This is a genomic window from Spongisporangium articulatum (assembly GCF_044465595.1).
GTDB classification, from domain to species: Bacteria; Actinomycetota; Actinomycetes; order Actinomycetales; family Kineosporiaceae; genus Spongisporangium; species Spongisporangium articulatum.
Genome location: NZ_JBITLV010000002.1, coordinates 673030 through 699135, shown reverse-complemented (window position 1 = coordinate 699135; position 26106 = coordinate 673030). Strand labels below are relative to the sequence as shown.

Genomic DNA, 26106 nt, shown 5'->3' with positions numbered 1-26106 from the left:
GACGGCATGACACGCACCGGGTTCGGCATCGACATCGGCGGCTCAGGCATCAAGGGCGCCCCCGTCGACCTGGAGGCGGGCCAGTTCGCCGCGGAGCGGCTGCGCATCCCGACGCCCCAGCCGTCCGTGCCCGAGTCGGTGGCCGGCGTCGTCCGCCAGGTCGTCGAGTCGTTCGGCGAGACTTCGGGCTCGCTCCCGATCGGGGTCACGTTCCCGGCGATCGTCCGGCACGGGGTCACGCTCTCGGCGGCCAACGTGGACAAGAGCTGGATCGGCACGGACGCCGACGCCCTGTTCACCGAGACGCTCGGGCGCCCCGTGCACGTGGTGAACGACGCCGACGCGGCCGGGGTCGCGGAGGTCGAGTTCGGCGCGGCCAAGGGGGTGAAGGGGGTCGTGATCATGTGCACCCTGGGTACCGGCATCGGCTCGGCCCTGCTGCTCGACGGCAGGCTGGTGCCGAACACCGAGCTGGGGCACCTGGAGATCGACGGGCACGACGCCGAGAAGAAGGCGGCCGACAGCGCCCGCGAGCGCGACGACCTGAGCTGGGAGAAGTGGGCCCACCGGCTGCAGAAGTACTTCTCGACCGTCGAGGCGCTGTTCACGCCCGACCTGATCGTGGTCGGCGGCGGGGTGAGCAAGAAGAGCGAGAAGTTCCTGCCGTTGCTCGACCTCGACACACCGATCGTCCCGGCGCAGCTGCTCAACGACGCCGGGATCGTCGGCGCGGCCGTCCTGGCCGCGCAGAGCAGCGACCTGTGAACACCACTCAAACAGCCCACTCACGTCACATGGAATTCACATGCATGGCAGTCTGTGCGGATGCGGACCGGCACGGTTGACAGGACGAAGCCGACGCGGCGTGGGCTGGCCGGTCTGGCCGTAGGGCTGTTGACCGCCGGGGCCCTGATCGGCCTGACCGGCTCGGCGTCCGCCGCGACCTGCGACCCCGAGACCAGCTCCCGCGGTGACCTCGACGGCGACGGCCGCACCGACGTCGTGGTGGGCCTGCCCCGACTGAACGAGTCGGTCGGCGGGGTCGACGTCCGGTACACGGGCCGGGCCTCGCTGCTCCTTAAGCCCGACCTGATGCACTCCGCCGCCTCGGAAGGCAGCCGGTTCGGTGGCGCACTGGCCGTGGGCGACCTGGACGGCGACGGGTGCGCCGACCTCGTGATCGGCGCCGACAACCAGGGCCCGCTCGACGAGGCCACACAGAGCCCCGGGCTCGTGCACATCCTCTTCGGCAGCCCGACCGGCCTGCTGCTCGACGACGCGGTGACCATCACCCACCCGAAGTTCAACACCCAGTACAACGACGAGTTCGGCAGCTCGCTGGCCGTCGTCCAACGGCGCAGCGGGACGACGGTCGACCCCGACGTGCACGACCTCTACGTCGGCGCACCGGGCCTCGAGGTGGGCGGCCTGCGGGGCGCGGGCGGCGTGTACCACTACACGATCACCGCGGGCGGGGCCGACCGGGTCACCGTGACCCCGAACGAGATGCGCAGCCAGGATTCCCCCGGCGTCCCGGGTGCGGCCGAGAAGGGCGACCGGTTCGGCGAGGAACTCGCGGGCGCCGAGTACGGCGGAGGCGTGGTCGCCTCGGCACCTATGGAGGACGTCGGCGAGGCCACCAACGCGGGTGCGGTCTGGTATCTCGGAACGAAGGACGACGGGACGCCGGGCGCCGCGGCCACGTTCAGTCAGGACTCCGCGGGCGTCCCCGGCAAGGCGGAGACCGGCGATCACTTCGGCTCGGCCGTCAGCATCCGCGGCTCGCTGCTGGTCGTCGGCATTCCCGACGAGAACGACGGAGCGACGAAGGACAGCGGCGCGGTCCAGCTGTTCACCCAGGACTTCACCACCCGGAAATGGACCGTCCGGCGGTCGATCTCGCAAGACAGCCCGGGCATCCCCGGCGCGGTCGAGGCCGGCGACCGGTTCGGCGCCGCGGTCCAGGCCACCTACGCCCTGGAGTGCCAGGAGTTCACCGACATGGCGATCGGCGCGCCCGGGGAGGACGTCGGGTCGCGGAAGGACGCCGGCACCATCACCGTCGTCCCGTACGACCTGAAGTCCGGCTGTACGGCCCGCTCGCTACGCCAGGGGTCGGGTCTCAACGGCGCGACCGAGGCCGGCGACGGCGTGGGCGGCGTGCTCGGCGTGACCTACGGCCGAACCGACCTCGAGGAGGACTACAGCGACCGCCTGCTCATCGGCGTCCCGTTCGAGGACGTCGGTGCCCAGCCGGACGCCGGGCTGGTCCAGTCCGACGGGCCGGCCATCACCGTGAACGGCCAGGCGCTGACCACCCTCACCCTCTCGACCGGCTTCGTCGGTTCCCAGGACTACGGCATGGTCGTCGGCCGAGCCTTCGACTGAGCCCTCCGATTCCGCGTGACAGTCCGACAGATACAAAGGTGAAGAGCATGAAGCGCACCGGAAGTGCCCTGCTGGCAACGGTTCTCACTGTCGGGGGGCTGATCGCCGTGGCCGGTCCCGCCACGGCGGCCGGCTGCGACTCCGAGGTGCAGACGCGCGGCGACCTCGACGGGGACGGCACCACCGACGTGGTCGTCGGGATGCCCAGTCAGAACGATCAGGCGGGGGTGATCGACGTCCGGTACACCGGGCGGCCGTCGCAGGTGATCACCGCCGGGCAGCTCGGCGGCTTCGGCGGCGAGGGCACGTACTTCGGCAGCGCGGTCGCGGTCGGCGACCTCGACGGCGACGGGTGCGGCGACCTGGTCGTCGGGGCGCTACGCGAGGGCGACACCGGCAGCGGCTACCCCGGCGCGGTGCACATCGTGTTCGGCAGCCCGGACGGTCTCGTCATCGGCTCCGCCATCACTCTCCCGTACACCAAGTCGACGGGCACCTCGTTCGACGACTTCGGCTCGGCGCTGGCCCTGACGAAGCGCGCGGGCACGGACGACGTGCACGACCTGTACGTCGGCGCCCCCGGCCGCACGGTGGGCGGGCACGCGAGCGCGGGCGGCGTCGTCCACTACACGATCACCCCGAGCGGCACCGCGAGCCGGGTGACGGTCGGCAGCCCGAGCGTGGCCACGCAGGACTCCCCCGGTGTGCCCGGGGCGGCCGAGGCGAACGACCGGTTCGGCGAGGAGCTGACGGCGGACTTCTACCGGGCGGGCGTGTTCGCCGGGGCGTCGCTGGAGGACGTCGGGTCGGCGAAGGACGCGGGCGCGATCTGGTGGCTGGGGCTGGCCGCGGACGGCGCCTGGGGCACCTCCGCGACGTACTCGCAGAACACCGCGAAAGTGCCGGGCACGGCGGAGGCCGGTGACCACTTCGGGGCCGCCCTGAGCATCCGCGGCGCCTACCTGGCGGTCGGCGTGCCCGACGAGAACGACGGCTCGAAGAAGGACTCCGGGATGGTGCAACTGTTCCGGCAGACCACCGCGGGCACGCTCTCCCCCTTCAAGACGGCGTTCACGCAGGACAGCCCCGGCGTGCCCGGCGCCGTCGAGGCCGGCGACCGGTTCGGCGCCGCCGTGGCCATGGGCTCGGCGATCTTCTGCCAGGAGTCGGTCGACGTCGCGGTCGGTGCGCCCGGCGAGGACGTCGGCTCGAAGGCGGACGCCGGCACGGTCACCCTGTACTCGCTGGTGAACGTCTGCCCGGCCAAGGCGCTGCGGCAGGGCTCGGGGCTCAACGGCGCTACGGAGGCGGGCGACGCGGTCGGCGGTGTCCTGACGATCTCGCGCGGGCGTACGGACCTCGACGAGGACTACAGCGACCGCCTGCTGGTCGGCGTCCCGTTGGAGGACATCGGCGCGGTGACCGACGCCGGGATGGTCGAGTCGACGAACCCGAGCATCCGCGTCAACGGGGCGTCGCTGACGAACCTGCAGTTCTCCGGCGGCTTCATCAACACCCGCCGGTACGGTCAGGTGCTCGCCTCGTCGTCCGACTGAGGCGACGGGAGGGGACGACATGCGGGGAACCACGGTGCGCGGGACGGCGGTCGCGGGGTTGGTGATCGCCCTGATCGCCGGGGCGGGGGGCCCGGCGGGCGCCGCGAGCCGTGCCGCAGCGGCGGTACCCGACTGCGGTAAGGGCGCGAAGAACCTGGCCGACGTCGACGGGGACGGTCGGACCGACACCCTGGTCGGGGTACCGGCTCACGGGGTGACGAAGGCCGCCGCGACGGGAGCCGTGGACGTGCACGGCACCGCCAGCGGCGCTCACCTGCTCACCCCCGCCTCGCTGGGCGCCAAGGCCGCCGCCGCGGGTGGCTTCGGCAGCGCGATCGCCGTCACCGACCTGGACGGCGACGGGTGTGTCGACGCCGTGATCGGCGCCCCGGACGAGGTGTCGGACCTCGGGACCGCCGGTGCCGCCGGGCCGGGCCAGGTCTACCTCGTGTTCGGCGGTCCCCACGGGCTCGACGCCGCCTCGGCCGTCCGGTTGCCCCGCCCGGCGACGAGCGGGTCCGACGGCTTCGGTAGCGCCCTGGCCCTGGTCGACCGGAGGACCGCGGCGGACGCCGCCCGGGACCACTACCTGTACGTCGGCGCGCCCGGCACCACCGTCGACGGCCGCGCCGACGCGGGACAGGTGTGGCGCTACCGGATCACCGCCGGCGGCGCCGGCCGGGTGACCGCGACGGTGCTGGAGGCTCGCCACCCCGGGGCCGACGGGGTGCCCGGGGTGGCCACGGCCGGCGACCGGTTCGGCGCGGTGCTGGCCCCCATCGCCCACGCGAGCGGAGGGGTGCTGGTGGGGGTGCCACGCACGGACGTCGCGACCGATGCCGGTCCCGCCGTCGACGCCGGGGCGGTGTGGTCGATGCCGGTGGCGGCCGACGGAACTCCGGGACCCGCCGCGAGGTGGACGCAGGGCTCGGGGGGCGTTCCCGGCCGGCCCGAGAGCGGCGACCGGTTCGGCGCCGCCCTCGGCAGCGCAGGCCGCAGTGTGGTGGTCGGCGGTCCCGGCGAGGACGTCGGGACCGTGCGGGACGCCGGGCTGGCGCAGGTGTTCACCATCGGGGACGACGGGAACCCCGTGCCCCGGCGGGCGATCACCCAGAGCTCACCGGGCATCCCGGGCGCGTCCGAGGCCGGCGATCGATTCGGGTCGGCCGTGGCCGTCGGGGGTTCCCTGGACGGCCCCGGATCGGGCACCGCGGACGCCGCGATCGGGGTACCCGGCGAGGACCTCGGGTCGACCAAGGACGTCGGGTCCGTACTGCTCGTGCCGGTCAGCGACCTCGCCGACGGGGACACCGGGGTCGCCCCCCGGTTGTTGCGGCAGGGCAAGGGGCTGCAGGGTCGGGCGGAGGCGGGGGACGGCGTCGGTTCGGTGCTGGCCACGGCCGGCAACCTGCTCGGCTTCGACGAGGACTACACGGACCTGCTGACGATCGGCGTGCCCGGCGAGGACGTCGGGGACCGGAAGAACGCCGGCCTGGTCCAGTCGTCGCCGCTCGGGCTGCGCCCGCCCGACGTGCTCGTGCACTTCTCCGGCGGCGACCGGGCCGGCAACCGCTACGGCGCGGTGCTGCCCTCGTCCGCCGACTGACCGGCCGCCAGGGCGCGCATCGCGAAGGCCCCGGCGAGCGGACCGACGGCGAGCAACGCGACGGCGACCCGCCAACCGGCCACGTCGACCACCTGGGGCAGCCCCTGGATGCTGACCACGGTCAGCGTGAATCCGATGGCGGTCTGGGTGGTCAACGCCGTGCCCAGGTAGCGCGGGTCGACGCTGTCCGCCAGCGATGCCGAGAACATCGCCGAGTCGGCGATCACCGCGGCCCCCCAGACCAGGCACACCACCAGCAGCAGGGCCGGGGCCCGGCCGAACGAACCGGCCGCGACCAGGCAGCAGGCCCCGCTGACCCACATCGCCCCGGCCGCCACCCGGGCTCGCCCCACCCGGTCGCCGAGCAGCCCACCGATGAGGCACCCGACGAGGCCGGCGCCGCCGATGCAGGCGAAGGCGGCCAGTTCCGGGTCGAGGCCGCCGGGCAGGTCGGCGCCGGCCCGCAGGACGGCGGCGGCCAGGAAGGCGGGCAACCACGTCCACACCGCGTACAGCTCCCACATGTGCCCGAAGTACCCGAGATTGGCCAGCCGGGGCGCCCTCTCGCGGAACGGCTCGAGCAGGTAGCGAGGGTTGAACGGTGGTGAGGCGGCCCCGTACGGGCCCGGCCGCACCGCCGCGGCCGCCACGAGCGACCCGGCCACGGCCAGCCCGCTCGCCGTGAGCAGCACCCCACGCCACGGCAACGAGCCCAGCCCGTTGACCAGGTGCGGCAGGGCGCTGCCGACGGTCAGCGCGGCCACCAGCACGGCGATCGCGAACCCACGCCCCCGCCGGAACCAGGTCGCCATCAGCTTCATCCCCGGCGGGTAGACCCCGGCCAGGGCCACCCCCGTCAGGAACCGCAGCAGGACGCCGACGGCCAGGGTGGACGCGACCGTCGCCACGAGCACGGTGGTGGCGGCCGCGGCCAGACCGCAGGCGGCCACGAGCCGGTGGGTGGGGACGACGTCCGCCAGGTTGAGCACGGCCGACGTCACCGCGCCGGTCACGAACCCGAGCTGCACCGAGGCGGTGAGGAGCGCGGCCCCCGCGCTCCCGACGTCCCACAGGCTCTTCAGGTCCCCCACCACGGCGGAGGCGCTGAACCAGGTGGCCATCACGCACACCTGGACGGTGGCGATCAGCGCCAGCTGCCGGTACGCGCGATCCATGCCTCAGACGGTAGGCGAGGCACCGGTTGACGGTCCGGGTGACGAGCTATTCGACGGGGGCGGGTTCGGCCAGGACACCGGCCGCCGCGGTCGACCAGCGCAGCCCCCGGTACGGGTCCAGCATCGGCGTCGGCGGGCGCACGTCCGGCCCGGCGAGTACGCGGTGGTAGGCGTAGTCGAGGATCTGCTCGGTCGGCGTCGACCCGTCGTCGTCGGCGCCGAGCGGCTGGGCGCCGACGGCGTGGACGACGGTCTGCGGGAAGTCCCACATGCCCAGGAGGTAGGCGCTCGCCGCGGGCACGGTGCAGCCGAAGGCGCGGTGCTCCTGACGGGCCCGCTCGACCGGGTCGGTGAGCGTCTGGTCGAGGTCGGCCACCGCCTCGGGCCGGCCCTGGGCGAGGGCGAGGATGCCGACGTCGCGCAGCATCGCGGCCAGGGAGACCTGGTCGGCGTCATGCGCGGGCCACCCGTCGGCCACCGCGACCGCACGGGCCACGGCCGAGGCCTCGACGGCGGCCCGCTGCAGCTGCGCGGCGTCCAGGCCGGCGGGCAGGGCCCCGGCCCGGAACAGTGACCCCGCCAGCACGAGCGCGGACACCGACTTCACCCCGAGCATGCTGACCGCCTCGTCGACCGTGACGACGGCCCGGGGCACGGCGAACATCGCGCTGTTGACCAGCTTCAGCAGCTCGACGGACGAGGCGACGTCGCCGGCGATGACGGCGGCGATGTCGCGCATCGAGAAGTCGGGGCGGGAGGCGACGTCCACAATGCGCTGGTAGACGTCCGGCACGCTCGGCAGCCGGTCCACCGCACCCATCAGCTGGCGCAGGTGCGGGTCGTCCAGCTTGCGGCGCACGGCCATGACGCGCTCGATGGCCACCGCGGCGGCCTGCGCGTCGAGCGGCTTGGCCAGCATCTGGTGGCAGACCTGGGCGGCGGAGGCCAGCTCGCCGTGCGAGGCCTCCCCACAAACGATCAACCGGGCGATGCCGGGGTCGCGCTGCTGCACCACGGAGAGGAACTGGGGACCGGTCATGTCGTCGAGCCGAAGGTTGCTGACGACGGCGTCGAACCGGTGCTGCTGGAGCTGCTCCAGCCCCTGGGCCCCGGACCCGGCGATGTACAGGTCGCGTCCCTCGAACCGGCCCACCAGTTCGGGGACGAGGGTGGCGAGCTCGCGGCTCGCGTCGTCCACGAACAGGACGTCGCCATCGGTGGTGCCGTCGGGGGCCATGATCAGAGTCCTCCAGCAGAGTGCTAACCGTCAGTACAATTGTGGGCACTCTAAGTCACAGGACAACCGCCGGACGGGGCGACGCGACCTACTTGGTGCTGTAGATCGCCACCGGGGTCTCGGGAGTCACCAGGATCGAGGCCGCCCCGCCCTCGACGTCCAGGTAGACCATGCCGCCGCCGGTCTCGACCGTCTCCTTGATCCGGGCCTGGAGCTGACCGACGTCAGCCCCCTCCTCGAGCGGGAAGTCCCGCCCGTCGTACCTCACCGCGATGTGCATGAAATCGCTCCCCATGGGATCGGACTGACTACTGAAGGTTAGAACCGAACGCGGAGAGTGCACATTGAACCCGGCGGCGGGCCAGAGGCGAGCGAGCCGGACTGTAAGCCGGATCCTGTCCCGGCCGGTTCGCACCGGCCGGGGGCGACCATCCATCTCGGGACGGCGTCGCCGCCGTCCTCCTGCGGCCTACCCGGGTGCTCGGGCGGGCCGCCCTCGAACGCACCCTGTCTGGCCTTGCTCCGGGTGGGGTTTACCGAGCCGCACCGGTCACCCGGCACGCTGGTGGTCTCTTACACCACCGTTTCACCCTTACCGGCCGGGCCTCACGACCCGACCGGCGGTCTGTTCTCTGTGGCACTGTCCCGCGGGTCACCCCGGGTGGGCGTTACCCACCACCCTGCCCTGCGGAGTCCGGACTTTCCTCGGCAGGTGTCACCACCTGACGCGGCCGCCCGTCCGACTCGCTCGCGCCGACGATCCTAGCCGTAGCCGGGGGACGACGGGGGCCGGGCGGTCGGCGCGGGCCGGTTCACCGCCGGGTCACCCGGGCGCGCCCTGCGCGCCACCTGGGAACGCCCAGCCCGTCGTCGCCCGGTCACCCGACGCTCGCGAAGCGGACAGTTGGCGCACGGCTTCACCTTCTCGACCGGACATCTGACGTTGTCACCGTCGGCGTGACAGGCCCACCTCGTACGGAGGAGACCTCAGATGCGCAGGCAGACAGTTCGTTCCAGCATGCTCGCGGCGGGCGCCGCCCTCGGCGTCGGACTCGTGGGGTGGCTCGTGCCCAGCACCCTCTCCGGACCGCAGGCCGCCGCCCAGAGCAACAACACCGCCGTCGAGCCGGCCGCCGCCGGGAAGACGGTGAAGGCGCAACTCCTGGCCATCAACGACTTTCACGGCCACCTCGAGAGCAAGGGCCTGAGCATCAGCGCCCGGACGGCGACCAGTCACGGTCCGGGTTACGTGCCCGCCGGTGGCGCGGCCTACCTGGCCGCGAAGCTCAAGCAGCTGAAGCGGGAGAACAAGAACTCACTGGTCGTCTCGGCCGGCGACATGGTGGGCGCGAGCCCGATGATCTCCGGGTACTTCCACGACGAGCCGACGGTCGAGGCGATGAACAAGATGGTCGACGTGGGGGCGGTCGGCAATCACGAGTTCGACGAGGGCAGCAAGGAACTGCGCCGGATGGTGAACGGTGGCTGCGGGCCGTCGCACTCGTGCGCCGCGCACACGTACAAGGGCGTGACGTTCGACCTGCTGGCCGCCAACGTGGTCGTGCGCCGTACCGGCAAGCCGATGCTGCCGCCGACCGTGGTGAGGTCGGTGGGCGGCGCCAAGATCGGCTTCATCGGGGTGACCACGATCGACACCCCGAAACTGCTGATCCCGAGCGGGGTCGTGGACATCGCCTTCCTCGACCCGGTCGAGACGATCCGGAAGTACGCGCCGCGCCTGCGGGCTCAGGGTGCCGACGCGGTCGTGGTGATCGCCCACGAGGGCGCCGCCCAGAACGACGGCTCGACCTCGAAGACGAGCGGCATCAACGCCTGCGACGACGTCCGCGGCCCAGTCGTGGACATCACGAAAGCCGTCGCCTCCCAGGTGGACGCAGTGGTCAGCGGGCACACCCACAAGGCCTACAACTGCCGGGTCGACGGCACCCTGCTGACCGAGGCCGCCACCTACGGCCGGCTGGTCACCAAGATCGACCTGACCATCGACACGGGTGCGCACCAGGTCGTGAAGTCGTCGGCGAAGAACGTCGTCGTCGACCACGACCGGAAGCCCGACGCGGCGGTCGCCAAGGTCGTGAAGACGTACGAGAAGCTGATCGCGACGAAGGCCTCGAAGAGCGTCGGAACCCTCACCAAGGCGGCCGACCGGGCCCCGAGCCGGTCCGGCGAGACCCGACTCGGTGGCCTGGTCGCCGACGCACAGCTGGCCGCCACGCGGAAGACGAAGGCCAAGGCCCAGCTGGCGATCGTGCAACGCGGCGTACTGCGCGGCGACCTGCCGAAGGGGAAGGTCACCACCGAGGACGTCTACCTGGCCCAACCCCAGGCGGTGAAGCTGATCACCAAGACCTTCACCGGCAAGCAGCTGGACGCCGCCCTGGAGGGGCAGTTCTGCAACGACGCCTCGACCACCAACGACCGGATGGTCCCGCTCAACCCGAGCGCCAACTTCACCTACCGGTACGACACCTCGAAGCCGTGCGGGAAGCGGATCCGGATGGCCGACACCACGCTCGACGGGAAGGCCATCACGTCCACGGGGAAGTACCGGGTCACGATCAACGCCTTCCTCGCGGCCGGCGTCGACGGGATGGCCGGGTTCGCCGAGGGCACCAAGGCGGTCACGGGTGTCACCGACCAGCAGGCGCTGACGCAGTACCTGAAGGCGAAGAAGACGGTGACCCCGCCCAGCCGGACCCGGGTCCGCCCCCTCTGACTCGCGCTATGCCCCGCCAGTGGGGGTGAATCCGGCCGTCCGCGGGCCCGGAACACCCCCACACGCGGGGCATACCGCGCTGCTCAGACGGCGAACCGGGTGGTGGCGGTGTCGGGATCGGCCTCGGTCAGCCGCGCCGCCACCACCGTCCCGGCCACGAGCGGGCCGGTGCACCGCGCCACGACGGGCGGTTCGACGAGCTGCACCCGCCCGCCGTCACCGTCCTTGTCGGCCTCCACGACGACGGCCGGGAACGACTCCCCCACGCGGCCTTCGAGCAGGGCGGCCTCGACGACGTCCACGCAGCGCCGGTCGACCTCGCCGGCCAGCCGCTCGGACGTCGACATCGCCTCCGGCAGCAGGGGCAGACCGGCGCGCACCCAGTCGGGCACGTCGAGACCACGGGCCACGCAGTAGGCGGCCTCCAGCCCGAACCGGTCGACCAGCCGGCGCAGGGGCGCGGTGACGTGCGCGTACGGTGCGGCCACCGCTGCGTGCATCGGCGCCGTCGGCACCACCCCGTCGAAGGGCACGTAGGCCGACCCGCGGAACAGCGACCCGGCCGCGTGCAGCAGGGCCAGGTGCTGCGGCACCCCGACGTCCAGGCGACGCAACATCGCGCCGTACGGTTCGTCGTCCGGCCACTCGACCCCGACCCGCTTCGCCAGCCGGCGCACCGCGCCCAGTGCGCCCCGGTCGGCGGGCGGCAGGGTGCGCAGTACCCCGACCCGCCCCTTCAGCATGAGTTCCGCGGCGGCGATCCCCGTCATCAGCGACAGCTGGGCGTTCCAGTCCTCGACCGGGCGCGGCGGGCGCAGGCGCAGCACGAAGCCCAGCGGCGCGGCGTCGTCCGTCAACACCTCCTGCTCGGGCAACGGCAGGCTGGCGCCACCCCGGGCCACCTCCAGAGCCTGTCGGGCGGAACCGATCTCACGCAGCAGCCCACCCAGTTCGGCCAGTTCGGCCGGCCCGGAACCGTCGAGGGCCGCCTGCACCGAGGCGTAGTCGAGCTGCGCCCGGGAGCGCACGGTGGCCCGCACGACGTCGAACGTCGTCACGGATCCGTCGCCGGCGAGGTCGAAGCGCCAGACCAGCGCGGGCCGGTCACCGTCGGGCAGCAACGACGCGCGGTCCTCCGACAGCACCGGCGGGTGCAGGCCCGTACGCCGGTCCGGCGCGTAGACCGTCTGGCCGCGCCGCATCGCCTCGGCAGCCACCGCGCCGGACGGTGCGAGCCAGGCCGGGACGTCGGCGATGGCGTAGTCGACGTGGAAGCCGTCGCCGCGGCGGGACAGGACCATCGCCTGGTCGAGGTCCGTCGAGCCGGCCGGGTCGAGGGTCACGAACGGCAGGTCGGTCAGGTCGACGCGCCCCTCACTCGACGGGACGGCGGCCCGGGCCTCGGCGAGCACCCCGTCCCCGAACGCCTCGGGCACCTTCAACTCGGCCCGCACGGCGTCGAACCGGGTGACGAGACCGGTGACCTCCGGCTGCGCGTCGCTCGCCGGTGAACTCAGGGCCGGGTTGGCCAGCAAGCGACGCCGCATGGCGGGAGCCTACGCGCGGGTACGCCGTCCGGCCCGCGATCCGTCCCCCGGCTCAGCTGTCGAAGAGGCCCGTCGTCACGGTCGAGGACGGACTTTCCAGGACCCGTCCGCCGGTCCGTCCGGTGGACCGGCGTCCTAGTATCGCGCCGTGCTCATCCTGCTGCCGCCCTCGGAGTCGAAGGCGGCGCCGGCCCGCCGCGGCAGGCCGGTGGACGTGGACGGCCTCTCGTTCCCCGACCTCGCCCCGCTCCGCCGCAAGGTCCTCGCCGCCCTGGTCGAGACCAGCGCGCGCCCCGACGCGGTCGACCTGCTCGGGGTCGGCGCCTCGTTGGCCGGCGAGGTCGCCCGCAACACCCGCCTCGAGCAGCTACCGACCTCCCCCGCGCACGCGGTCTACACGGGTGTCCTCTACGACGCGCTCGGCTGGGCCACGCTCAGCCCGCCGGCCCGCCGGCTCGGCACCCGCCGGGTGCTGATCGCCTCCGCGCTGTGGGGGGCGGTGCGCCCGAACGACCGGATCCCGCCGTACCGGCTCTCGATGGACGGCGACCTCCCGGGCCTCGGCGCGCTGGCGCGCCTCTGGCGCGAGCGGCTGCCGCAGGTGCTGGACGACGCGAGCCGGCGGGGCGTGGTCGTCGACTGCCGCTCGGGGACCTATGCGGCCGCCGCGCCACTGGCCACCTTCGGGGCGCGCGGCGTGGCGATCCGGGTGCTGCGCGAGGAGAACGGGAAGCGCAGCGTCGTCAGCCATCTGGCCAAGCACACCCGCGGTGAGGTGGCTCGGTTCCTGCTGGAGTCGGGCGAGACCCCACGCCGGGCAACCGATCTCGCCGATCTGCTGGCCACCCGCTGGCCGGTGGAGCTCGACGCGAACCGGCTCGACGTCGTCCTGCGCGACTAGTTGTCGAGGGCGCTCAGCCCAACGCCTGGTCGAGGTCGGCGAGCAGGTCCTCGACGTCCTCCAGCCCGACCGACAGCCGCACCACCCCGTCGGTGATGCCCGCGGCCGCGCGGGCCTCGGGCGTCAGGCGCCGGTGCGTGGTGGTGGCCGGGTGGGTCACCAACGACTTGGCGTCGCCCAGGTTGTTCGAGATGTCGACGACCTGCAGCCGGTCCAGCAGCGCGAACGCGGCCTCCTTGCCGGACAGCTCGAACGTCACCACGGTGCCGCCCGCCGACATCTGCCGCTTGGCGAGGTCGTACTGGGGATGCGACGGGAGGTGCGGATAGCGCACGGAACCCACGCGGGCGTCGTCCTGGAGCCACTGTGCGATGCGCGCAGCGCTCGCGCACTGGGCGTCGACCCGCAGCCGCAGGGTCTCCAGTCCCTTCAGCAGCACCCAGGCGTTGAACGGGCTCATCGAGGGCCCGGTGTGCCGCATCAGGTTCTGCACGCCGTCGGCGATGAAGTCCTGCGGCCCGAGGATCGCGCCACCGAGCACGCGGCCCTGACCGTCGATGTGCTTGGTGGCCGAGTACACGACGATGTCGGCGCCCTGCTCGAGCGGCTTCTGCAGCAACGGCGTGGCGAACACGTTGTCCACCACCACCTTCGCGCCCGCCGCGTGGGCCAGCTCGCAGACGGCGGTCACGTCGATCAGCTCCTGCATCGGGTTGCTGGGCGACTCGAAGAACACGGCCTGGGTCGGGACGCTGAGCGCCTCCTGCCACTGGGCCAGATCGGCGCCGTCGACGAAGACCGACTCCACGCCCCAGCGCGGCAGGATCTCGTCGAGGATGACGAAGCACGAGCCGAACAGCGCCCGCGAGGCCACGACCCGGTCGCCGGCCTTCAGCAGCGCAGCGAGCGCGTTGAAGACCGCCGCCATGCCGGTCGCCGTCGCGAAGCAGGCCTCCGCGCCCTCGAGCAGCCGCAGCCGCTCCTCGAACATCGCCACGGTCGGGTTGCCGTAGCGGGAGTAGACGAAATGTTCGACGTCGCCCTTGAACGCGGCCTCGGCCTGCCCGGCGGAGTCGTACACGTACCCCTGGGTGAGGAAGAGCCCCTCGGCGGTCTCGTCGAGGTCGGAACGGATCAGCCCGCCCCGCACCCCGATCGTCGAGGGCCCACCGCTGGTCACGGCCCCGCGGCGCCCGGCGCCCGGGAGTTCGCCGAAGCTCACGACCGCGTCCAGGGCAGGCCGCGGGCCTTCCAGCCCTCGACGTCACGGGCCCCGGTGGGGCCGGGGTTGCCCTCGAACCCCTCGAGCACGTTGTAGGCCTCCTTGAAGCCCGCCGCGGTGGCGGCGTTCGCGGCGGCCACGGAGCGCACTCCGGAGCGGCACAGGAAGATCACCGGGACGTCGTCGGTCACCTCGGCCTGCAGGCTCGGCACGAAGTCGGCGTTGGGCCCGTAGGCGGTGTTCCACTCCAGGAAGACGGCCTCACGCCCCAGCTCGCTGAGGTCGGGGGTGCCGATCTGGGCCCACTCGGCCTGGGTGCGCACGTCCACGAGGACGGCGTCCGGCCGCTCCTTGAGCAGGTCGAAGGCCTGCTGCGGGGAAAGGTCTCCGGCGTAACTCAACTGATCTCCTCGAGAAGGGGCTGCTCAGTAGTTCTACCTCAGGTGGGCCGTGTCGTTCACGGCGGCCACCTCGATGCCCCCGTCGGCCCAGTACCGGACGACGCTCAGGGAGGCCGGGTCGACCCGCAGCCGCCACAGGGCCTCGTCCCCGGCCGCCAGGGCCGCCGTGAGCACCGCCCGGATCGGACCGGCGTGCGTGACCACGGCCACGGTCTCGCCGGGATGCGCCCGCAGCACCGCGGCCACGGCCCCGGTCATCCGCGCCGTCAGGGCGGCGAGGCCCTCGGGCTCCAGCGACTCGACCTCGCGCCAGTCGGCGTCGACGACCGCCTCTAGTTCCAGGTACTCGGCGATCGGTTCGGAGGTCTGCCGGGTCCGCGCGTAGGGGGACACGATCAGCGCGGTCACGGGTTCGGCGTAGGGCCCGGTGTAGTCCTCCTCGAGCCGGCCGGCGACCAGTTCGGCCTGCTGGCGGCCGTCACCGTCGAGGTCGGGGTCTGCCTCGGGACCCCCGCTGAAGTCCCGGCCGGTCAGCTCGGTGTGCCCGTGCCGGACGAGCACGAGGGTGGTCGGCGGGCCCAGGTCCGGCTGCGCGCTCACCCGGCCTCCCGGCGTCCGGCTCAGAGACCCGAGTCGCCGGTCCGGACGAGGATGCGACCGCACTCCTCGTGCCGGTACACGAGGTCCTCGGGGGCGGCCCGCAGTTCGCCCAGCTCCTGGTTGTTCAGCTCGAGCCGGCAGCCCTCGCACCGGCGCTGGAACAGCTTGGCCGCACCCACCCCGCCGGTGCGCTCCCGCACCTTCTCGTACAGGTCGAGCAAGGGCTTCGGGACGCCGGCCGCGGCGTCCGAGCGCTCGCGGGTGGCCTTCTCGACGTCCGCGTCGATCGCCGCGACCTGTTCCTCCAGCGCGGCCCGCACGGTCACCAGCTGCTGCTGCACCTCGTCGAGCTCGCCCTCGACGGCCGCGAGCGTGACCTCGGCGGTCTCCTGGCGTTCCATCACCTCGAGCTCGACGTCCTCCAGGACGCCGATCCGGTTGGTGAGGCTCTCGACCTCGTGCTGCAGGTTCGTCAGGTCCTTCGCCGACCCCGTGCCCGAGTCGAGCCGCTGCTGGTCGCGGGTCAGCCGGGCGCGGACCTGCTCGACGTCGGCCTCGGCCTTGCTCACCTCGCGGCGCAGGTCGCCGAGCTCGGTGCGGGCGCGCACGGCGTCGTCCGTCTTCGCGCGTTCCTGGGTCTCGAGCTCACGCAGCTTCTCGTGCTCCGGCAGGGTGCGACGCCGGTGCGCGAGCTGCGCGAGCCGGGTGTCGAGGTCCTGGACGTCGAGCAGTCGCCATTGGTCCTGCGGGGCAGCGGTAACCACAGACTCACCCTAGTGGTGCCGTAGTGGTGCTCAGCGCACCATTCCGCCGGGACTGGGCACCCGGAACGTCCACGGGTCGGTGCACTTGCTGGACACGAGCACCTCGATCGGCGTGCCCGCGTCGTCCATCGCGCCCTCGAGCCGGTTCGAGACGCCCGCCAGCCAGGGCCACTCGCTGGCCCAGTGCGGGACGTCGACCAGGAACGGCGGGGCCGTCTCGGCAACCGCGTCGCGCACCTCGGACGCCGGGTGGTGGCGCAGGTCGGCGGTCACGTAGACGTCGGCGCCGGCCGCGCGGACGGCGTCGAACAGCGAGTCGCCCGACCCACCGCACACGGCGACGCGGTGCACCTCGGCGGTCGGCTCGCCGGCGATGCGGACGCCCTGCGCGGTGCCGGGCAGCGCCTCGGCGACCAGCATGGCGAACTCGCGCAGGCTGGTCGGGCCGGGCAGCGTGCCGACGCGACCGATGCCGCGCGGGCCGGACCAGGCGGCCAGCTCGTACAGGTCGACGGCCGGTTCTTCGTAGGGGTGCGCGGTGCGCAGCGCGGCGAGCGCCTCGTGCCGGCGCAGGCGCGGCACGATCATCTCGATGCGACGCTCCTCCACGGCCTCGCGCTCGCCGGGGGAACCGACGACGGGGGTGGCCTGCGCGCCCGGGATGAACGTGCCGGTGCCGACCGTCGTCCAGGCGCAGCGTTCGTACTCCCCCAGTTCCCCGGCGCCCGCCCCGGACAGCGCGTCGATGACCTTCTCGACGTGGCTCTCGGGCACGAAGGTGACGAGCTTGTCGACCGGGTCGGCGGGGTCGGCCGACAACGGCACGAGGTCGGTCAGGCCGAGGACGCGGGCCAGCGCGTCGGACACGCCGGGCGCGGCGACGTCGGCGTTGGTGTGCGCGGTGTAGAGCGCGCAGTCCCCCTTGATCAGCGCGTGCAGGCGCCGGCCCTTGGAGGTGCTCGCGGCCACCGAGTGCACGCCCTTGAGCAGCAACGGGTGGTGCGTCAGCAGCAGGTCGGCCTTCCAGGCCAGGGCCTCCTCCACCACGGACGGCGAGGGGTCCACGGCGAGCAGGACCTTGCGGACCGGCTGGGCGGGGTCGCCCGTCACGAGCCCTACGGCGTCCCAGTCGCGGGCCCAGGAGGGGTCGTACATCCGCTCCAGGACGGCGACGACTTCGGCGAGGGAGGCAGCTCTAGATTCCGTCACGCTAGGAAGCGTAACGGGCACGCACCGTTCACCGGGAGAGAAATCTTCACTCCAAGAGCCCAGCGAGACGACCAAGATCACCAGTTCTGCCCGGAAATGCCGAGTGGAACTCGCAAATAGTGGGCGCTGACGGTGATCTTGAAAGCGGATTGTGGGCCCGGCCGGGTTCGAACCGACGACACCCGCGGTGTAAACGCGGTGCTCTACCAGCTGAGCTACAGGCCCCGACGGTGCGGCTACAGCGCCGCGAGCGCCTCCTTGTACTCGGCGAGCGGCCGCGCCTCACCGATCTCGTTCACCACGGCCCAGCGCAGGACGCCCTCGGTGTCGATGAGGAAACTGCCGCGGATCGCGCAGCCGACGGCGTCGTTGAACACGCCGTACGCCTGGGACGTGGCCCCGTGCGGCCAGAAGTCGGACAGCAGCGGGAAGGGGTACTTCTGCTGGTCGGCCCACGCCCGCAGGGTCGGCACCGCGTCGGTGGAGACGGCCAGCACCTGCACCCCGGCCGACTCGAAAGCCTCGATGTTGTCCCGCAGCTCGCACAGCTCGCCGGTGCAGATGCCGGAGAAGGCGAACGGGTAGAAGACGACCGCCACGGGCTTCTCACGGCGCACCTCGGAGAGCGTGATGGTCTGGCCGTGCTCGTCGCGCAGGCTGAAGTCGGGCGCGGGCTGACCGATCTCGAGCGACATGGGGGTCCTTCCGGTGGCGGGTCTACGCCCGCGAGCCTACCGGCGACCGCTGCGGGGGGCCGCCAGCCGGGTGCCGGTCCAGTCGGCGCACACGCTGATCGAGCTCGTGGCGTGCAGGCCGGCCGTCGGTGCGGCCTCCTCGATCTCGCTGGGACGCACGTGTGCCTCCCGACCCGACTTCGGGGTCAACAGCCAGATCACGCCACCGTCGACGAGGTTGGTCAGCGCGTCGACGAGCGCGTCGACCAGGTCGCCGTCGCCCTCGCGCCACCAGTAGATGACGGCGTCGACCACGTCCTGGTCGTCCTCGTCGGCCAGTTCGGAACCGGTCAGGGTCTCGACTGCCAGGCGCAGGTCGTCGTCCACGTCGTCGTCGTAGCCGAACTCCTGCACCACCTGACCGGGTTTCACCCCGAGCCGGGCGGCCATGGCCTGCTCAGCAGGCTCAGCCGTGGCGCCCACCCTGTCCGACCTCCTCTGGTTCTGTTCCCGGGTAGTAGCCCGGTGATCCTGCCCGATCACCGGTGCCCCTTGTCAATCATTCCGCCTGGTCGCCTCGGCGAACAGGCCCTCCGGCCACGATGTCGGACCGTTCGGCCCGCCCCTTGACGGCCGGTGGCCCTGTTCCGCGTCGTGGCCAGGCAAGACGCTAGTCGACAACGGGCCCGGACACCCGTCCGGCGGGCTCCAAGATCACTACCCGTCGGTAGATATGACGGCGGCCTCCGGTGCGCGAGAGGATGTCGGCGGAGGGCGTCGGGTGCGATCCACCCGGGCCCTGTGTCGAGCATGAAGCCAGAGGAGAAAAGCCGTGGGCGAGCGGGAATCAGCGGGGCCGATCCTGAACGGGCTGCCGGGCCGACTGCCGGACACCGATCCGGACGAGACCGCGGAATGGATCACGTCGCTGGACCAGGCCATCGACGAGCAGGGCCGCAACCGGGCGCGGTACCTGATGATGTCGCTGCTGCAGCGGGCGCGGGAACGGGGCGTCGGCGTCCCGAGCCTCACGGCCACCGACTACGTGAACACCATTCCGCCGGAAGCCGAACCGTGGTTCCCCGGCGACGAGGACGCCGAGCGGACGTTCCGCCGCTGGACCCGCTGGAACGCGGCGATCATGGTGCACCGCGCGCAGCGGCCGGGTATCGGTGTCGGCGGGCACATCTCGTCGTACGCGTCGAGCGCGACGCTCTACGAGGTCGGCTTCAACCACTTCTTCCGCGGCAAGGACGACCCGAGCGGCGGCGACCACGTCTTCATCCAGGGGCACGCCTCCCCCGGGATCTACGCGCGCGCCTACCTCGAGGGCCGGCTCGACGCCGACCGCCTCGACGGGTTCCGTCAGGAGCGCTCGCACCCGGGCGGCGGCCTGTCGTCGTACCCGCACCCGCGGCTGATGCCGGACTTCTGGGAGTTCCCCACCGTGTCGATGGGCCTCGGCCCGATGAACGCGATCTACCAGGCTCAGTTCGACAAGTACCTGAAGAACCGCGGCATCCGTGACACCACCGACCAGCACACCTGGGCGTTCCTCGGCGACGGCGAGATGGACGAGCCCGAGAGCCGCGGCCTGTTGCAGGTCGCGGCGATGGAGGAACTCGACAACCTCACCTTCGTCGTGAACTGCAACCTGCAGCGGCTCGACGGGCCGGTGCGCGGCAACGGGAAGATCATCCAGGAGCTGGAGGCGCACTTCCGGGGCGCCGGCTGGAACGTGATCAAGGTGGTGTGGGGCCGCGAGTGGGACCCGCTGCTGGCCCTCGACCGCGACAACGCGCTGGTCAACATCATGAACACCACCCCGGACGGCGACTACCAGACCTTCCGCGCGGAGGACGGCGCCTACATCCGCGAGCACTTCTTCGGGCGGGACTACCGCACCGCCAAGCTGGTGGAGAAGATGTCGGACGACGACATCTGGCGGCTCAAGCGCGGCGGCCACGACTACCGCAAGGTGTACGCGGCGTTCCGGGCCGCGATGGAGCACCACGGCCAGCCGACCGTCATCCTCGCCCAGACCATCAAGGGGTACGGCCTCGGCAGCCACTTCGCGGGCCGCAACGCCACCCACCAGATGAAGAAGCTGACGCTGGAGGACCTGAAGCTCTTCCGCGACGGTCTGCGCATCCCGATCACCGACGCGCAGCTGGAGCACGACCCGTACCTGCCGCCGTACTACCACCCGGGTGAGCAGAACGAGACCCTCAAGTACATCCGCGACCGGCGGCGCCGGCTCGGGGGCGCCGTCCCGCAGCGGCGCGCGAGCGCGGGCGAGCTGAAGCTGCCCGACGACGCCGCGTACACCGGGATCGCCCGCGGCTCGGGCAAGCAGAGCGTGGCGACCACGATGGCGTTCGTCCGGCTACTGCGAGACCTGATGCGGGACAAGGAATTCGGGCAGCGGATCGTGCCGATCATCCCCGACGAGGCGCGCACGTTCGGGATGGACTCGTTCTTCCCGACGGCCAAGATCTACAACCCGCACGGTCAGAACTACACGTCCGTCGACCGCGACCTGATGCTCACCTACACCGAGGCCGTCGACGGGCAGATCCAACACGTCGGCATCAACGAGGCCGGTTCGGTCGCCGCGTTCACCGCGGCGGGCACGTCGTACGCGACGCACGGCGAACCGATGGTGCCGATCTACATCTTCTACTCGATGTTCGGTTTCCAGCGCACCGCCGACAGCCTGTGGGCGGCCGCCGACCAGATGGCCCGCGGCTTCCTGATCGGTGCCACCGCAGGCCGGACGACGCTGACCGGCGAGGGCCTGCAGCACGCCGACGGCCACTCGCCCCTGCTGGCCAGCACCAACCCCGCCGTCGTCGCCTACGACCCGGCCTACGCCTACGAGATCGGGCACATCGTCAAGGACGGCCTGCGCCGGATGTACGGGCCGACGCCGGAGGACGTCTTCTACTACCTGACCGTCTACAACGAGCCGATGCAGCAGCCGGCCGAACCGGACGGCCTGGACGTCGAGGGCGTGCTGCGGGGCATCTACCGCCTGGCGGGGCCGCCGGAAGGCGTCTCCGGGCCGCAGGCCCAGCTGCTGGCCAGCGGGGTCGGCGTGCCGTGGGCGCTGGAGGCACAGGAACTGCTCGCCCAGGACTGGGGCGTGGCCGCCTCGGTCTGGAGCGTCACGAGCTGGTCCGAGCTGCGCCGCGACGCGCTGGCCTGCGACGACCACGCCTTCCGGCACCCGCAGGAGGAGCCGCGCGTGCCGTACGTGACGAGCGCGCTCGGCGGCGCCGAGGGCCCGGTCGTGGCGGTCAGCGACTACATGCGCGCCGTACCCGACCAGATCCGGCAGTGGGTGCCGCAGGAGTTCGTGTCGCTGGGCGCCGACGGGTTCGGGCTGTCCGACACCCGCCCCGCCGCCCGGCGCTGGTTCGGCATCGACGGGCCGTCGATGGTCGTGCGCACGCTCCAGCTGCTGGCCAACCGCGGCGCCGTGCCGCGCGAGGCCGTCGTCCAGGCGATCGAGAAGTACCGCCTGCACGACGTCACGGCGGGAACGTCCGGCAACTCGGGCGGCGACGCCTAGCTCAGATCGTGATCATGCAGAAAGTCCCCTGGGGGGACTTTCTGCATGATCACGAACGGATTATTCGGAGGCTTCGGAACCCCGGCGCAGGAGCTGACGCAACCGGGACGTGGTGCTCACGTCGATGACACCGGTGTTCGGCGAGAAGTGCGCGGGCTGACCGGCCTGCACCGCCTCGTCCGCCAGCGCGATCCGCGCCTCGAGCTCCTCGCGCATCGCCGCGACCGTCTCCTGGTCGGGGTGCTCGGTCAGGGCGTCGAGGTGCCGGCGGGCCTCACCGGTGCGACCGGCCTCGACGGCGGCCTGCACGAGCTGGCGCCCGGCGTCGACGACGTGCTCACGCGGGCGCCAGTGCCCGACGCCGAGGTTCAGGGCGTCGACGGCGTGCCCGGCGTCGCGCAGCATGGCCAGACCCTGCGCGAGCGCGACGCCCGACGCGTCCCGCTCGGCGGCGGTCGACAGCCGGCGCAGGGCGACGTCGCGGTCGTCGTCGATGGACAGGCGGGCCAGCTCGATCAGCGGGTACCACGCCCGGCTGGACTGTGCGATCTCCTCGGCGAGCGCCCAGACGGCGTCGTCGGCCTCGGTCTGCAGGTCGCCGCCCTCGTGGCCCTCGGCGGCGCGGCTGGCCACGATCTGGGCCAGCCGGTTGAACGAGGCGACCTCGTTGGGGTCCTCGGCGAGGCGGGCCCGCAGCGTCTCCTCCTCGGCCCGGTCCGCCGGGCCACCCGGCTCGTTGACCTGGGGAGCCTGGGGGAACAGCCGCTTCCTGAGCCGTTCCAGCGCCGTCATCTCGCCCCTCTCGGCCTGCCGTGGAGATCCACCTGAACCTGACGTCGATCCTGACCCGATCCTGATTCAACCTAACGCCTCCCCTGGGGTGCGGCGAATGGATGACGCTCCAAGATCACCCGTTCCCCCTGCTCATAGACCCCCAATCCGACCGGCGCAGCGATTGGAGGGATGAATTGGGGGAAGATGAGGACGTGCAGGTGAGAGGGCCCGACGACGCGACCCTGGCCGGTCTGCGTCGCGAGTCGGCGGACCTGGGCCGGGAGGCCGCGCGCCGGATGGAGGAGGGCCTGCCCTGGTACCGGGAACTGTCGGCCAGCGACCGGTCCTGGATCGGGCTGGTCGCCCAGGCGGGCATCAACTCCTTCATCTCCTGGTACTCCGGCGGTGAGGACCCGGCGGCGCTGCGGGCCGACGTGTTCGGCACCGCCCCGCGGGAACTGACCCGTTCGATCTCGTTGCAGCACACGCTGGACATGGTGCGCACCGTGGTGGACACGGTGGAGGGTCACGTCCCGCAGATCGCCACCCCCGACTCGGAACAGGCGCTGCGCGAGGCGGTCCTGCGCTACTCGCGCGACGTCGCGTTCGCCGCCGCCACGGTGTACGCCCGCGCCGCCGAGAGCCGCGGCAACTGGGACGCGCGGCTGGAGGCGCTGATCCTGGACGGCGTGCTGCGCGGCGCGAGCGACGGTGACGAACTGCGTTCGTGGGCGGCCGCTCTCAACTGGGGCGAGGCCAACCTGGTCACCGTGCTCGCCGGTCCGGCGCCCGGGCAGCGCCCGATCGAGGAGACGGTGGCGACGCTGCGCCGCGCCGCCCGGGCCGGCGGCGGTGACGTGCTGATCGGCGTGCAGGGTGAGCGGCTGGTGCTGGTCCTGGGCCACGCCAGCGACCCGTCGTCCCTCGTGAAGCACCTGCTGCCGCACCTCGGCGACGGGCCCGTGGTCACCGGCCCGACGGTCGCGGGGCTGGTCCACGCGGCGGGCAGTGCCCGGACGGCGCTCGCGGGCCTGGCCGCGGCCCCCGGCTGGGCGGGGGCGCCCCGTCCGGTCGCCGCGGACGACCTGCTCCCGGAACGCGCGCTGAACGGCGACGGGGCCGCCCTCGAGACGCTGCGGACGCGCGCGTACGAGCCCTTGGTGGCGGACAACAGTCCGCTGCTGGAGACGCTGGCGGCCTACCTGGAACTCGGCGGATCCCTCGAGGGGACGGCCCGGGCCCTGTTCGTGCACACGAACACGGTGCGGTACCGGCTGCGCAAAGTGTCCGACGTCACTGGTTGGGACCCTACGGAAGCCCGGAGCGCCTTCGTCCTGCGTGTGGCCATCGTCGCAGGTAGACAGGCCCCTGTCCGGACAAGCCCGGACAGCTGAACTCGCCGGTTTAGAGGTTCTCTCCAAAGGTCGGACGAAAAGCTCGTGCCGGCGGCGCCTGCCGATCAGCCCCCTCCAGGCCCGAGAGTCGATGTCGTGCTCGTCATCGTCGCCCCCGGACAGGGCTCCCAGACCCCCGGCTTCCTCGCCCCCTGGCTGGAGGTGCCCGGCGTCGCCGCCCGCCTCGACTGGCTGTCGGCCGTCGCCGGCCTCGACCTGACCCGGCACGGCACCGTCTCGGACGCCGAGACCCTGCGCAACACCGCCGTCGCCCAGCCGCTGATCGTGGCCGGTGGCATGGTCAGCCTGCTGTCCCTGTTCCCGCACCCCTCCGACGCCTACGGCGTGATCGGCGCGGGCGCCGGGCACAGCGTCGGTGAGATCACCGCAGCGGCCGCGGCCGGCGTCATCACCGCCGAACAGGCCATGGTCCTGGTCCGGGAGCGCGGCTTCGCCATGGCCCGCGCGGTCGAGTCGGCGGACGTGCCGACCGGGATGAGCGCCGTGATCGGCGGCGACCCCGACGAGGTGCGCGCGGCCATCGCCGGGCACGGGCTGAGCGCCGCCAACGTGAACGCGGCCGGGCAGGTCGTCGCCGCCGGCCCGCTCGCCGCCCTCGCGACGCTCGCCGCCGCCCCACCCGCCCGCACGCGCGTGGTCCCGCTGCAGGTGGCCGGCGCCTTCCACACCGACTACATGGCCCCCGCGGCCGACCTGCTGGCCACCTACACCCCGGCGATCACGACGCACGACCCGCGCGTCCGGCTCGTCTCGAACGCCGACGGGCACGTCGTGCACGACGGGCGCGAGGTGCTGCGCCGGATCGTGGACCAGACCCGCCGGCCCGTCCGGTGGGACCTGTGCCTGGAGACGTTCAAGGACCTCGGGGTCACCGGGCTGATCGAGATCCCGCCCGCGGGAACGCTTTCCAACCTGGCCAAGCGCGCCCTGCCGGGCGTCGAGATCCTGGCCCTGAAGACGCCGGACGACCTCGACGCCGCGCAGACGATGATCGCCCGCCACGGCTCCCCCGGCCCGCTGGTCGGCTCGCCGAGCTGGCGCATCGTGGTGGCGCCGAGCAAGGGCATGGTGCACCGGGTCGACCTGACCGAGGGTGACCCCGTGACCGCGGGCGCGCACGTGGCGACCGTGCGCGGCCGGCATGCGGACAAGGACGTGCACGCCATGCACGACGGCACGGTCGTGGAGTGGCTGGTCGAGGAGGGTGACCCCGTTGCTCCGGGGCAGCCGCTGGTGCGGCTGATGCCCGCCGTCCCGGCCGACGGCCAGTTCGCGGCGGCCCAGCAGTGAGCATCCGGACGACGTCCGCGGGCCCCGCGGGGGCCCGGATCCTCGGGGTGGGCGCCTACCGCCCGCAGCGCGTGGTCACCAACGACGAAGTCTGCGAGCTGATCGACTCCTCCGACGAGTGGATCCGGGAACGGTCGGGCATCGTCAGCCGGCACCGCGCGGCGGCGGGCGAGACGGTCGTCGACCTGGCCGAGGCCGCGGCCCGGGTCGCGCTGGAGCGGGCCGGCGTGGCGCCCGGCGACGTCGATGCGGTGATCGTCGCGACCATCACGCACATGTTTCAGACCCCTTCGGCGGCAACCCTTCTCGCACACCGGCTCGGCACCGACGGTCCGATGGCGATCGACCTGTCCGCGGCGTGCGCGGGGTTCTGCCACGGCGTCGGCCTAGCCAACGACATGATCCGGGCCGGTTCGGCGCGCACCGTGCTCGTGGTCGGCGCCGAGGTGATGAGCCAGATCATCGACCCCACCGATCGCGGCTCGGCGTTCATCTTCGGAGACGGCGCCGGCGCCGTGGTCGTGGGGGGCGCCGACGAGCCCGGCATCGGCCCCACGGTGTGGGGTTCGGACGGTGGGCAGTGGGACCTCATCCGCCAGACCGACCCCTGGGTCGCGGCCGCACCCGCCGGGCACCCGTGGGTCTTCATGGCCGGCCCGGCGGTGTTCCGCTGGGCGGTCTGGGAGATGGCGCCGATCGCCCGCAAGGCGGCCGAGGCCGCCGGGGTGGGCATCGACGACCTCACCGCGTTCGTCCCACACCAGGCGAACGGCCGGATCATCGACGCGATGGCGAAGCAGATCCAGCTGCCGGCCTCGGTGCTCGTGGCCCGCGACATCACGACGACCGGCAACACGTCGGGTGCGTCGGTGCCGCTGGCGATCGACGCGCTCCTGGCCGAGCACCCGGAGGCCTCGGGCGGCACCGCGCTGCTGATCGGCTTCGGCGCCGGCCTCTCCTACGCCGCACAGGTCGTGCGGCTCCCCTAGAGCCCTGGCAACGTCGCCAGACCGAAAGTCCACTCACACGAAGGAGT

The 26106-nt window shown here is 72.6% G+C and carries 22 protein-coding genes, 1 tRNA gene and 1 other RNA gene; 10 read left to right on the top strand and 14 right to left on the bottom strand.

The features are described from left to right. Window positions 1–6 precede the first annotated feature (6 nt). The 4 genes from ppgK to ACIB24_RS09540 are packed head-to-tail and all read left to right on the top strand — an operon-like array spanning window position 7 to window position 5550. The gene (gene ppgK, locus ACIB24_RS09555) at window positions 7–765 is read left to right on the top strand and encodes a polyphosphate--glucose phosphotransferase (protein ID WP_398278659.1); all 759 of its coding nucleotides are present in this window, start codon (window positions 7–9) and stop codon (window positions 763–765) included. A gap of 60 nt (window positions 766–825) precedes the next feature. After that, the gene (locus ACIB24_RS09550; protein WP_398278656.1) at window positions 826–2388 is read left to right on the top strand and encodes an FG-GAP-like repeat-containing protein; all 1563 of its coding nucleotides are present in this window, start codon (window positions 826–828) and stop codon (window positions 2386–2388) included. A 47-nt stretch (window positions 2389–2435) separates the two neighbouring features. Beyond that, entirely contained in the window at window positions 2436–3944 is a 1509-nt protein-coding gene (locus ACIB24_RS09545) for an FG-GAP-like repeat-containing protein (protein WP_398278653.1), read from the top strand. Window positions 3945–3963: 19 nt separating this feature from the next. Then, the gene (locus ACIB24_RS09540; RefSeq protein ID WP_398278650.1) at window positions 3964–5550 is read left to right on the top strand and encodes a hypothetical protein; all 1587 of its coding nucleotides are present in this window, start codon (window positions 3964–3966) and stop codon (window positions 5548–5550) included. Here ACIB24_RS09540 and ACIB24_RS09535 read toward each other — a convergent pair. From ACIB24_RS09535 to rnpB, 4 genes are all read right to left on the bottom strand, one after another. After that, window positions 5517–6725 (bottom strand): MFS transporter, encoded by a 1209-nt coding sequence (locus tag ACIB24_RS09535; protein ID WP_398278647.1) that lies wholly within the window; start codon window positions 6723–6725, stop codon window positions 5517–5519. The genes ACIB24_RS09540 and ACIB24_RS09535 overlap by 34 nt on opposite strands. Before the next feature lie 46 nt (window positions 6726–6771). Then, the gene (locus ACIB24_RS09530; protein ID WP_398278644.1) at window positions 6772–7962 is read right to left on the bottom strand and encodes an HDOD domain-containing protein; all 1191 of its coding nucleotides are present in this window, start codon (window positions 7960–7962) and stop codon (window positions 6772–6774) included. Window positions 7963–8050: 88 nt separating this feature from the next. Continuing rightward, window positions 8051–8242: a hypothetical protein gene (locus tag ACIB24_RS09525; protein ID WP_398278641.1), complete on the bottom strand. Its 192-nt coding sequence runs from the start codon at window positions 8240–8242 to the stop codon at window positions 8051–8053. Window positions 8243–8330: 88 nt separating this feature from the next. Beyond that, window positions 8331–8709, bottom strand: an RNA gene (gene rnpB / locus ACIB24_RS09520) — RNase P RNA component class A. 244 nt (window positions 8710–8953) lie between these two features. Between rnpB and ACIB24_RS09515 the strand changes: the two genes are divergently transcribed. Further along, window positions 8954–10699, top strand: a complete 1746-nt coding sequence (locus tag ACIB24_RS09515) for a bifunctional metallophosphatase/5'-nucleotidase (protein ID WP_398278638.1) — start codon at window positions 8954–8956, stop codon at window positions 10697–10699. 83 nt (window positions 10700–10782) lie between these two features. On the opposite strand, the gene ACIB24_RS09510 is transcribed toward ACIB24_RS09515, so the two are convergent. Next, window positions 10783–12246, bottom strand: a complete 1464-nt coding sequence (locus ACIB24_RS09510) for an RNB domain-containing ribonuclease (protein WP_398278635.1) — start codon at window positions 12244–12246, stop codon at window positions 10783–10785. Between the two features lie 148 nt (window positions 12247–12394). Between ACIB24_RS09510 and ACIB24_RS09505 the strand changes: the two genes are divergently transcribed. Continuing rightward, the gene (locus tag ACIB24_RS09505) at window positions 12395–13147 is read left to right on the top strand and encodes a YaaA family protein (RefSeq protein WP_398278632.1); all 753 of its coding nucleotides are present in this window, start codon (window positions 12395–12397) and stop codon (window positions 13145–13147) included. A gap of 13 nt (window positions 13148–13160) precedes the next feature. Here ACIB24_RS09505 and ACIB24_RS09500 read toward each other — a convergent pair whose 3' ends face one another. From ACIB24_RS09500 to ACIB24_RS09465, 8 genes are all read right to left on the bottom strand, one after another. Then, the gene (locus tag ACIB24_RS09500; RefSeq protein WP_398278629.1) at window positions 13161–14369 is read right to left on the bottom strand and encodes an O-succinylhomoserine sulfhydrylase; all 1209 of its coding nucleotides are present in this window, start codon (window positions 14367–14369) and stop codon (window positions 13161–13163) included. Continuing rightward, window positions 14366–14770 (bottom strand): rhodanese-like domain-containing protein, encoded by a 405-nt coding sequence (locus ACIB24_RS09495; RefSeq protein ID WP_398278626.1) that lies wholly within the window; start codon window positions 14768–14770, stop codon window positions 14366–14368. Before ACIB24_RS09495 ends, ACIB24_RS09500 begins: the two co-directional genes overlap by 4 nt. Before the next feature lie 33 nt (window positions 14771–14803). Beyond that, window positions 14804–15370 carry a histidine phosphatase family protein gene (locus ACIB24_RS09490; protein WP_398278623.1) on the bottom strand — a complete coding sequence of 189 codons (567 nt, stop codon included), beginning with the start codon at window positions 15368–15370 and terminating at the stop codon, window positions 14804–14806. A gap of 20 nt (window positions 15371–15390) precedes the next feature. Beyond that, window positions 15391–16134 (bottom strand): zinc ribbon domain-containing protein, encoded by a 744-nt coding sequence (locus tag ACIB24_RS09485; protein WP_398278621.1) that lies wholly within the window; start codon window positions 16132–16134, stop codon window positions 15391–15393. 30 nt (window positions 16135–16164) lie between these two features. Beyond that, window positions 16165–17343 (bottom strand): Nif3-like dinuclear metal center hexameric protein, encoded by a 1179-nt coding sequence (locus ACIB24_RS09480; protein ID WP_398278618.1) that lies wholly within the window; start codon window positions 17341–17343, stop codon window positions 16165–16167. Between the two features lie 152 nt (window positions 17344–17495). Continuing rightward, a tRNA-Val gene (locus ACIB24_RS09475) sits at window positions 17496–17568 on the bottom strand. An 11-nt stretch (window positions 17569–17579) separates the two neighbouring features. Next, a complete protein-coding gene (locus ACIB24_RS09470; RefSeq protein ID WP_398278615.1) occupies window positions 17580–18038 on the bottom strand; it encodes a peroxiredoxin in 459 nt (152 codons plus the stop codon). A 36-nt stretch (window positions 18039–18074) separates the two neighbouring features. Further along, a complete protein-coding gene (locus ACIB24_RS09465) occupies window positions 18075–18500 on the bottom strand; it encodes a DUF3052 domain-containing protein (protein ID WP_398278612.1) in 426 nt (141 codons plus the stop codon). A 349-nt stretch (window positions 18501–18849) separates the two neighbouring features. On the opposite strand from ACIB24_RS09465, the gene aceE reads away from it, so the two are divergent. After that, window positions 18850–21591: a pyruvate dehydrogenase (acetyl-transferring), homodimeric type gene (gene aceE / locus ACIB24_RS09460; RefSeq protein WP_398278609.1), complete on the top strand. Its 2742-nt coding sequence runs from the start codon at window positions 18850–18852 to the stop codon at window positions 21589–21591. Window positions 21592–21651: 60 nt separating this feature from the next. On the opposite strand, the gene ACIB24_RS09455 is transcribed toward aceE, so the two are convergent. Then, on the bottom strand, window positions 21652–22383 hold the full coding sequence (locus tag ACIB24_RS09455) for a hypothetical protein (protein WP_398278606.1): 732 nt from the start codon (window positions 22381–22383) through the stop codon (window positions 21652–21654). A gap of 194 nt (window positions 22384–22577) precedes the next feature. Between ACIB24_RS09455 and ACIB24_RS09450 the strand changes: the two genes are divergently transcribed. The 3 genes from ACIB24_RS09450 to ACIB24_RS09440 all read left to right on the top strand — a co-directional run bounded on the left by ACIB24_RS09450 (window position 22578) and on the right by ACIB24_RS09440 (window position 26059). Further along, window positions 22578–23759, top strand: coding sequence for a PucR family transcriptional regulator (locus tag ACIB24_RS09450; protein WP_398278603.1), 1182 nt, complete (start codon window positions 22578–22580; stop codon window positions 23757–23759). Between the two features lie 96 nt (window positions 23760–23855). Then, window positions 23856–25070 (top strand): ACP S-malonyltransferase, encoded by a 1215-nt coding sequence (locus ACIB24_RS09445; protein ID WP_398278600.1) that lies wholly within the window; start codon window positions 23856–23858, stop codon window positions 25068–25070. After that, window positions 25067–26059: a beta-ketoacyl-ACP synthase III gene (locus tag ACIB24_RS09440; RefSeq protein ID WP_398278597.1), complete on the top strand. Its 993-nt coding sequence runs from the start codon at window positions 25067–25069 to the stop codon at window positions 26057–26059. Before ACIB24_RS09445 ends, ACIB24_RS09440 begins: the two co-directional genes overlap by 4 nt. The last annotated feature ends 47 nt before the right edge of the window (window positions 26060–26106 follow it).

Excerpts from the sequence above, each read along its gene's own strand:
- ppgK (WP_398278659.1), top strand. The coding sequence starts at position 7 with ATGACACGCACCGGGTTCGGCATCGACATCGGCGGCTCAGGCATCAAG.
- ACIB24_RS09550 (WP_398278656.1), top strand. The coding sequence starts at position 826 with ATGCGGACCGGCACGGTTGACAGGACGAAGCCGACGCGGCGTGGGCTG.
- ACIB24_RS09545 (WP_398278653.1), top strand. The coding sequence starts at position 2,436 with ATGAAGCGCACCGGAAGTGCCCTGCTGGCAACGGTTCTCACTGTCGGG.
- ACIB24_RS09540 (WP_398278650.1), top strand. The coding sequence starts at position 3,964 with ATGCGGGGAACCACGGTGCGCGGGACGGCGGTCGCGGGGTTGGTGATC.
- ACIB24_RS09535 (WP_398278647.1), bottom strand. The coding sequence starts at position 6,725 with ATGGATCGCGCGTACCGGCAGCTGGCGCTGATCGCCACCGTCCAGGTG.
- ACIB24_RS09530 (WP_398278644.1), bottom strand. The coding sequence starts at position 7,962 with ATGGCCCCCGACGGCACCACCGATGGCGACGTCCTGTTCGTGGACGAC.
- ACIB24_RS09525 (WP_398278641.1), bottom strand. The coding sequence starts at position 8,242 with ATGCACATCGCGGTGAGGTACGACGGGCGGGACTTCCCGCTCGAGGAG.
- ACIB24_RS09515 (WP_398278638.1), top strand. The coding sequence starts at position 8,954 with ATGCGCAGGCAGACAGTTCGTTCCAGCATGCTCGCGGCGGGCGCCGCC.
- ACIB24_RS09510 (WP_398278635.1), bottom strand. The coding sequence starts at position 12,246 with ATGCGGCGTCGCTTGCTGGCCAACCCGGCCCTGAGTTCACCGGCGAGC.
- ACIB24_RS09470 (WP_398278615.1), bottom strand. The coding sequence starts at position 18,038 with ATGTCGCTCGAGATCGGTCAGCCCGCGCCCGACTTCAGCCTGCGCGAC.
- ACIB24_RS09455 (WP_398278606.1), bottom strand. The coding sequence starts at position 22,383 with ATGACGGCGCTGGAACGGCTCAGGAAGCGGCTGTTCCCCCAGGCTCCC.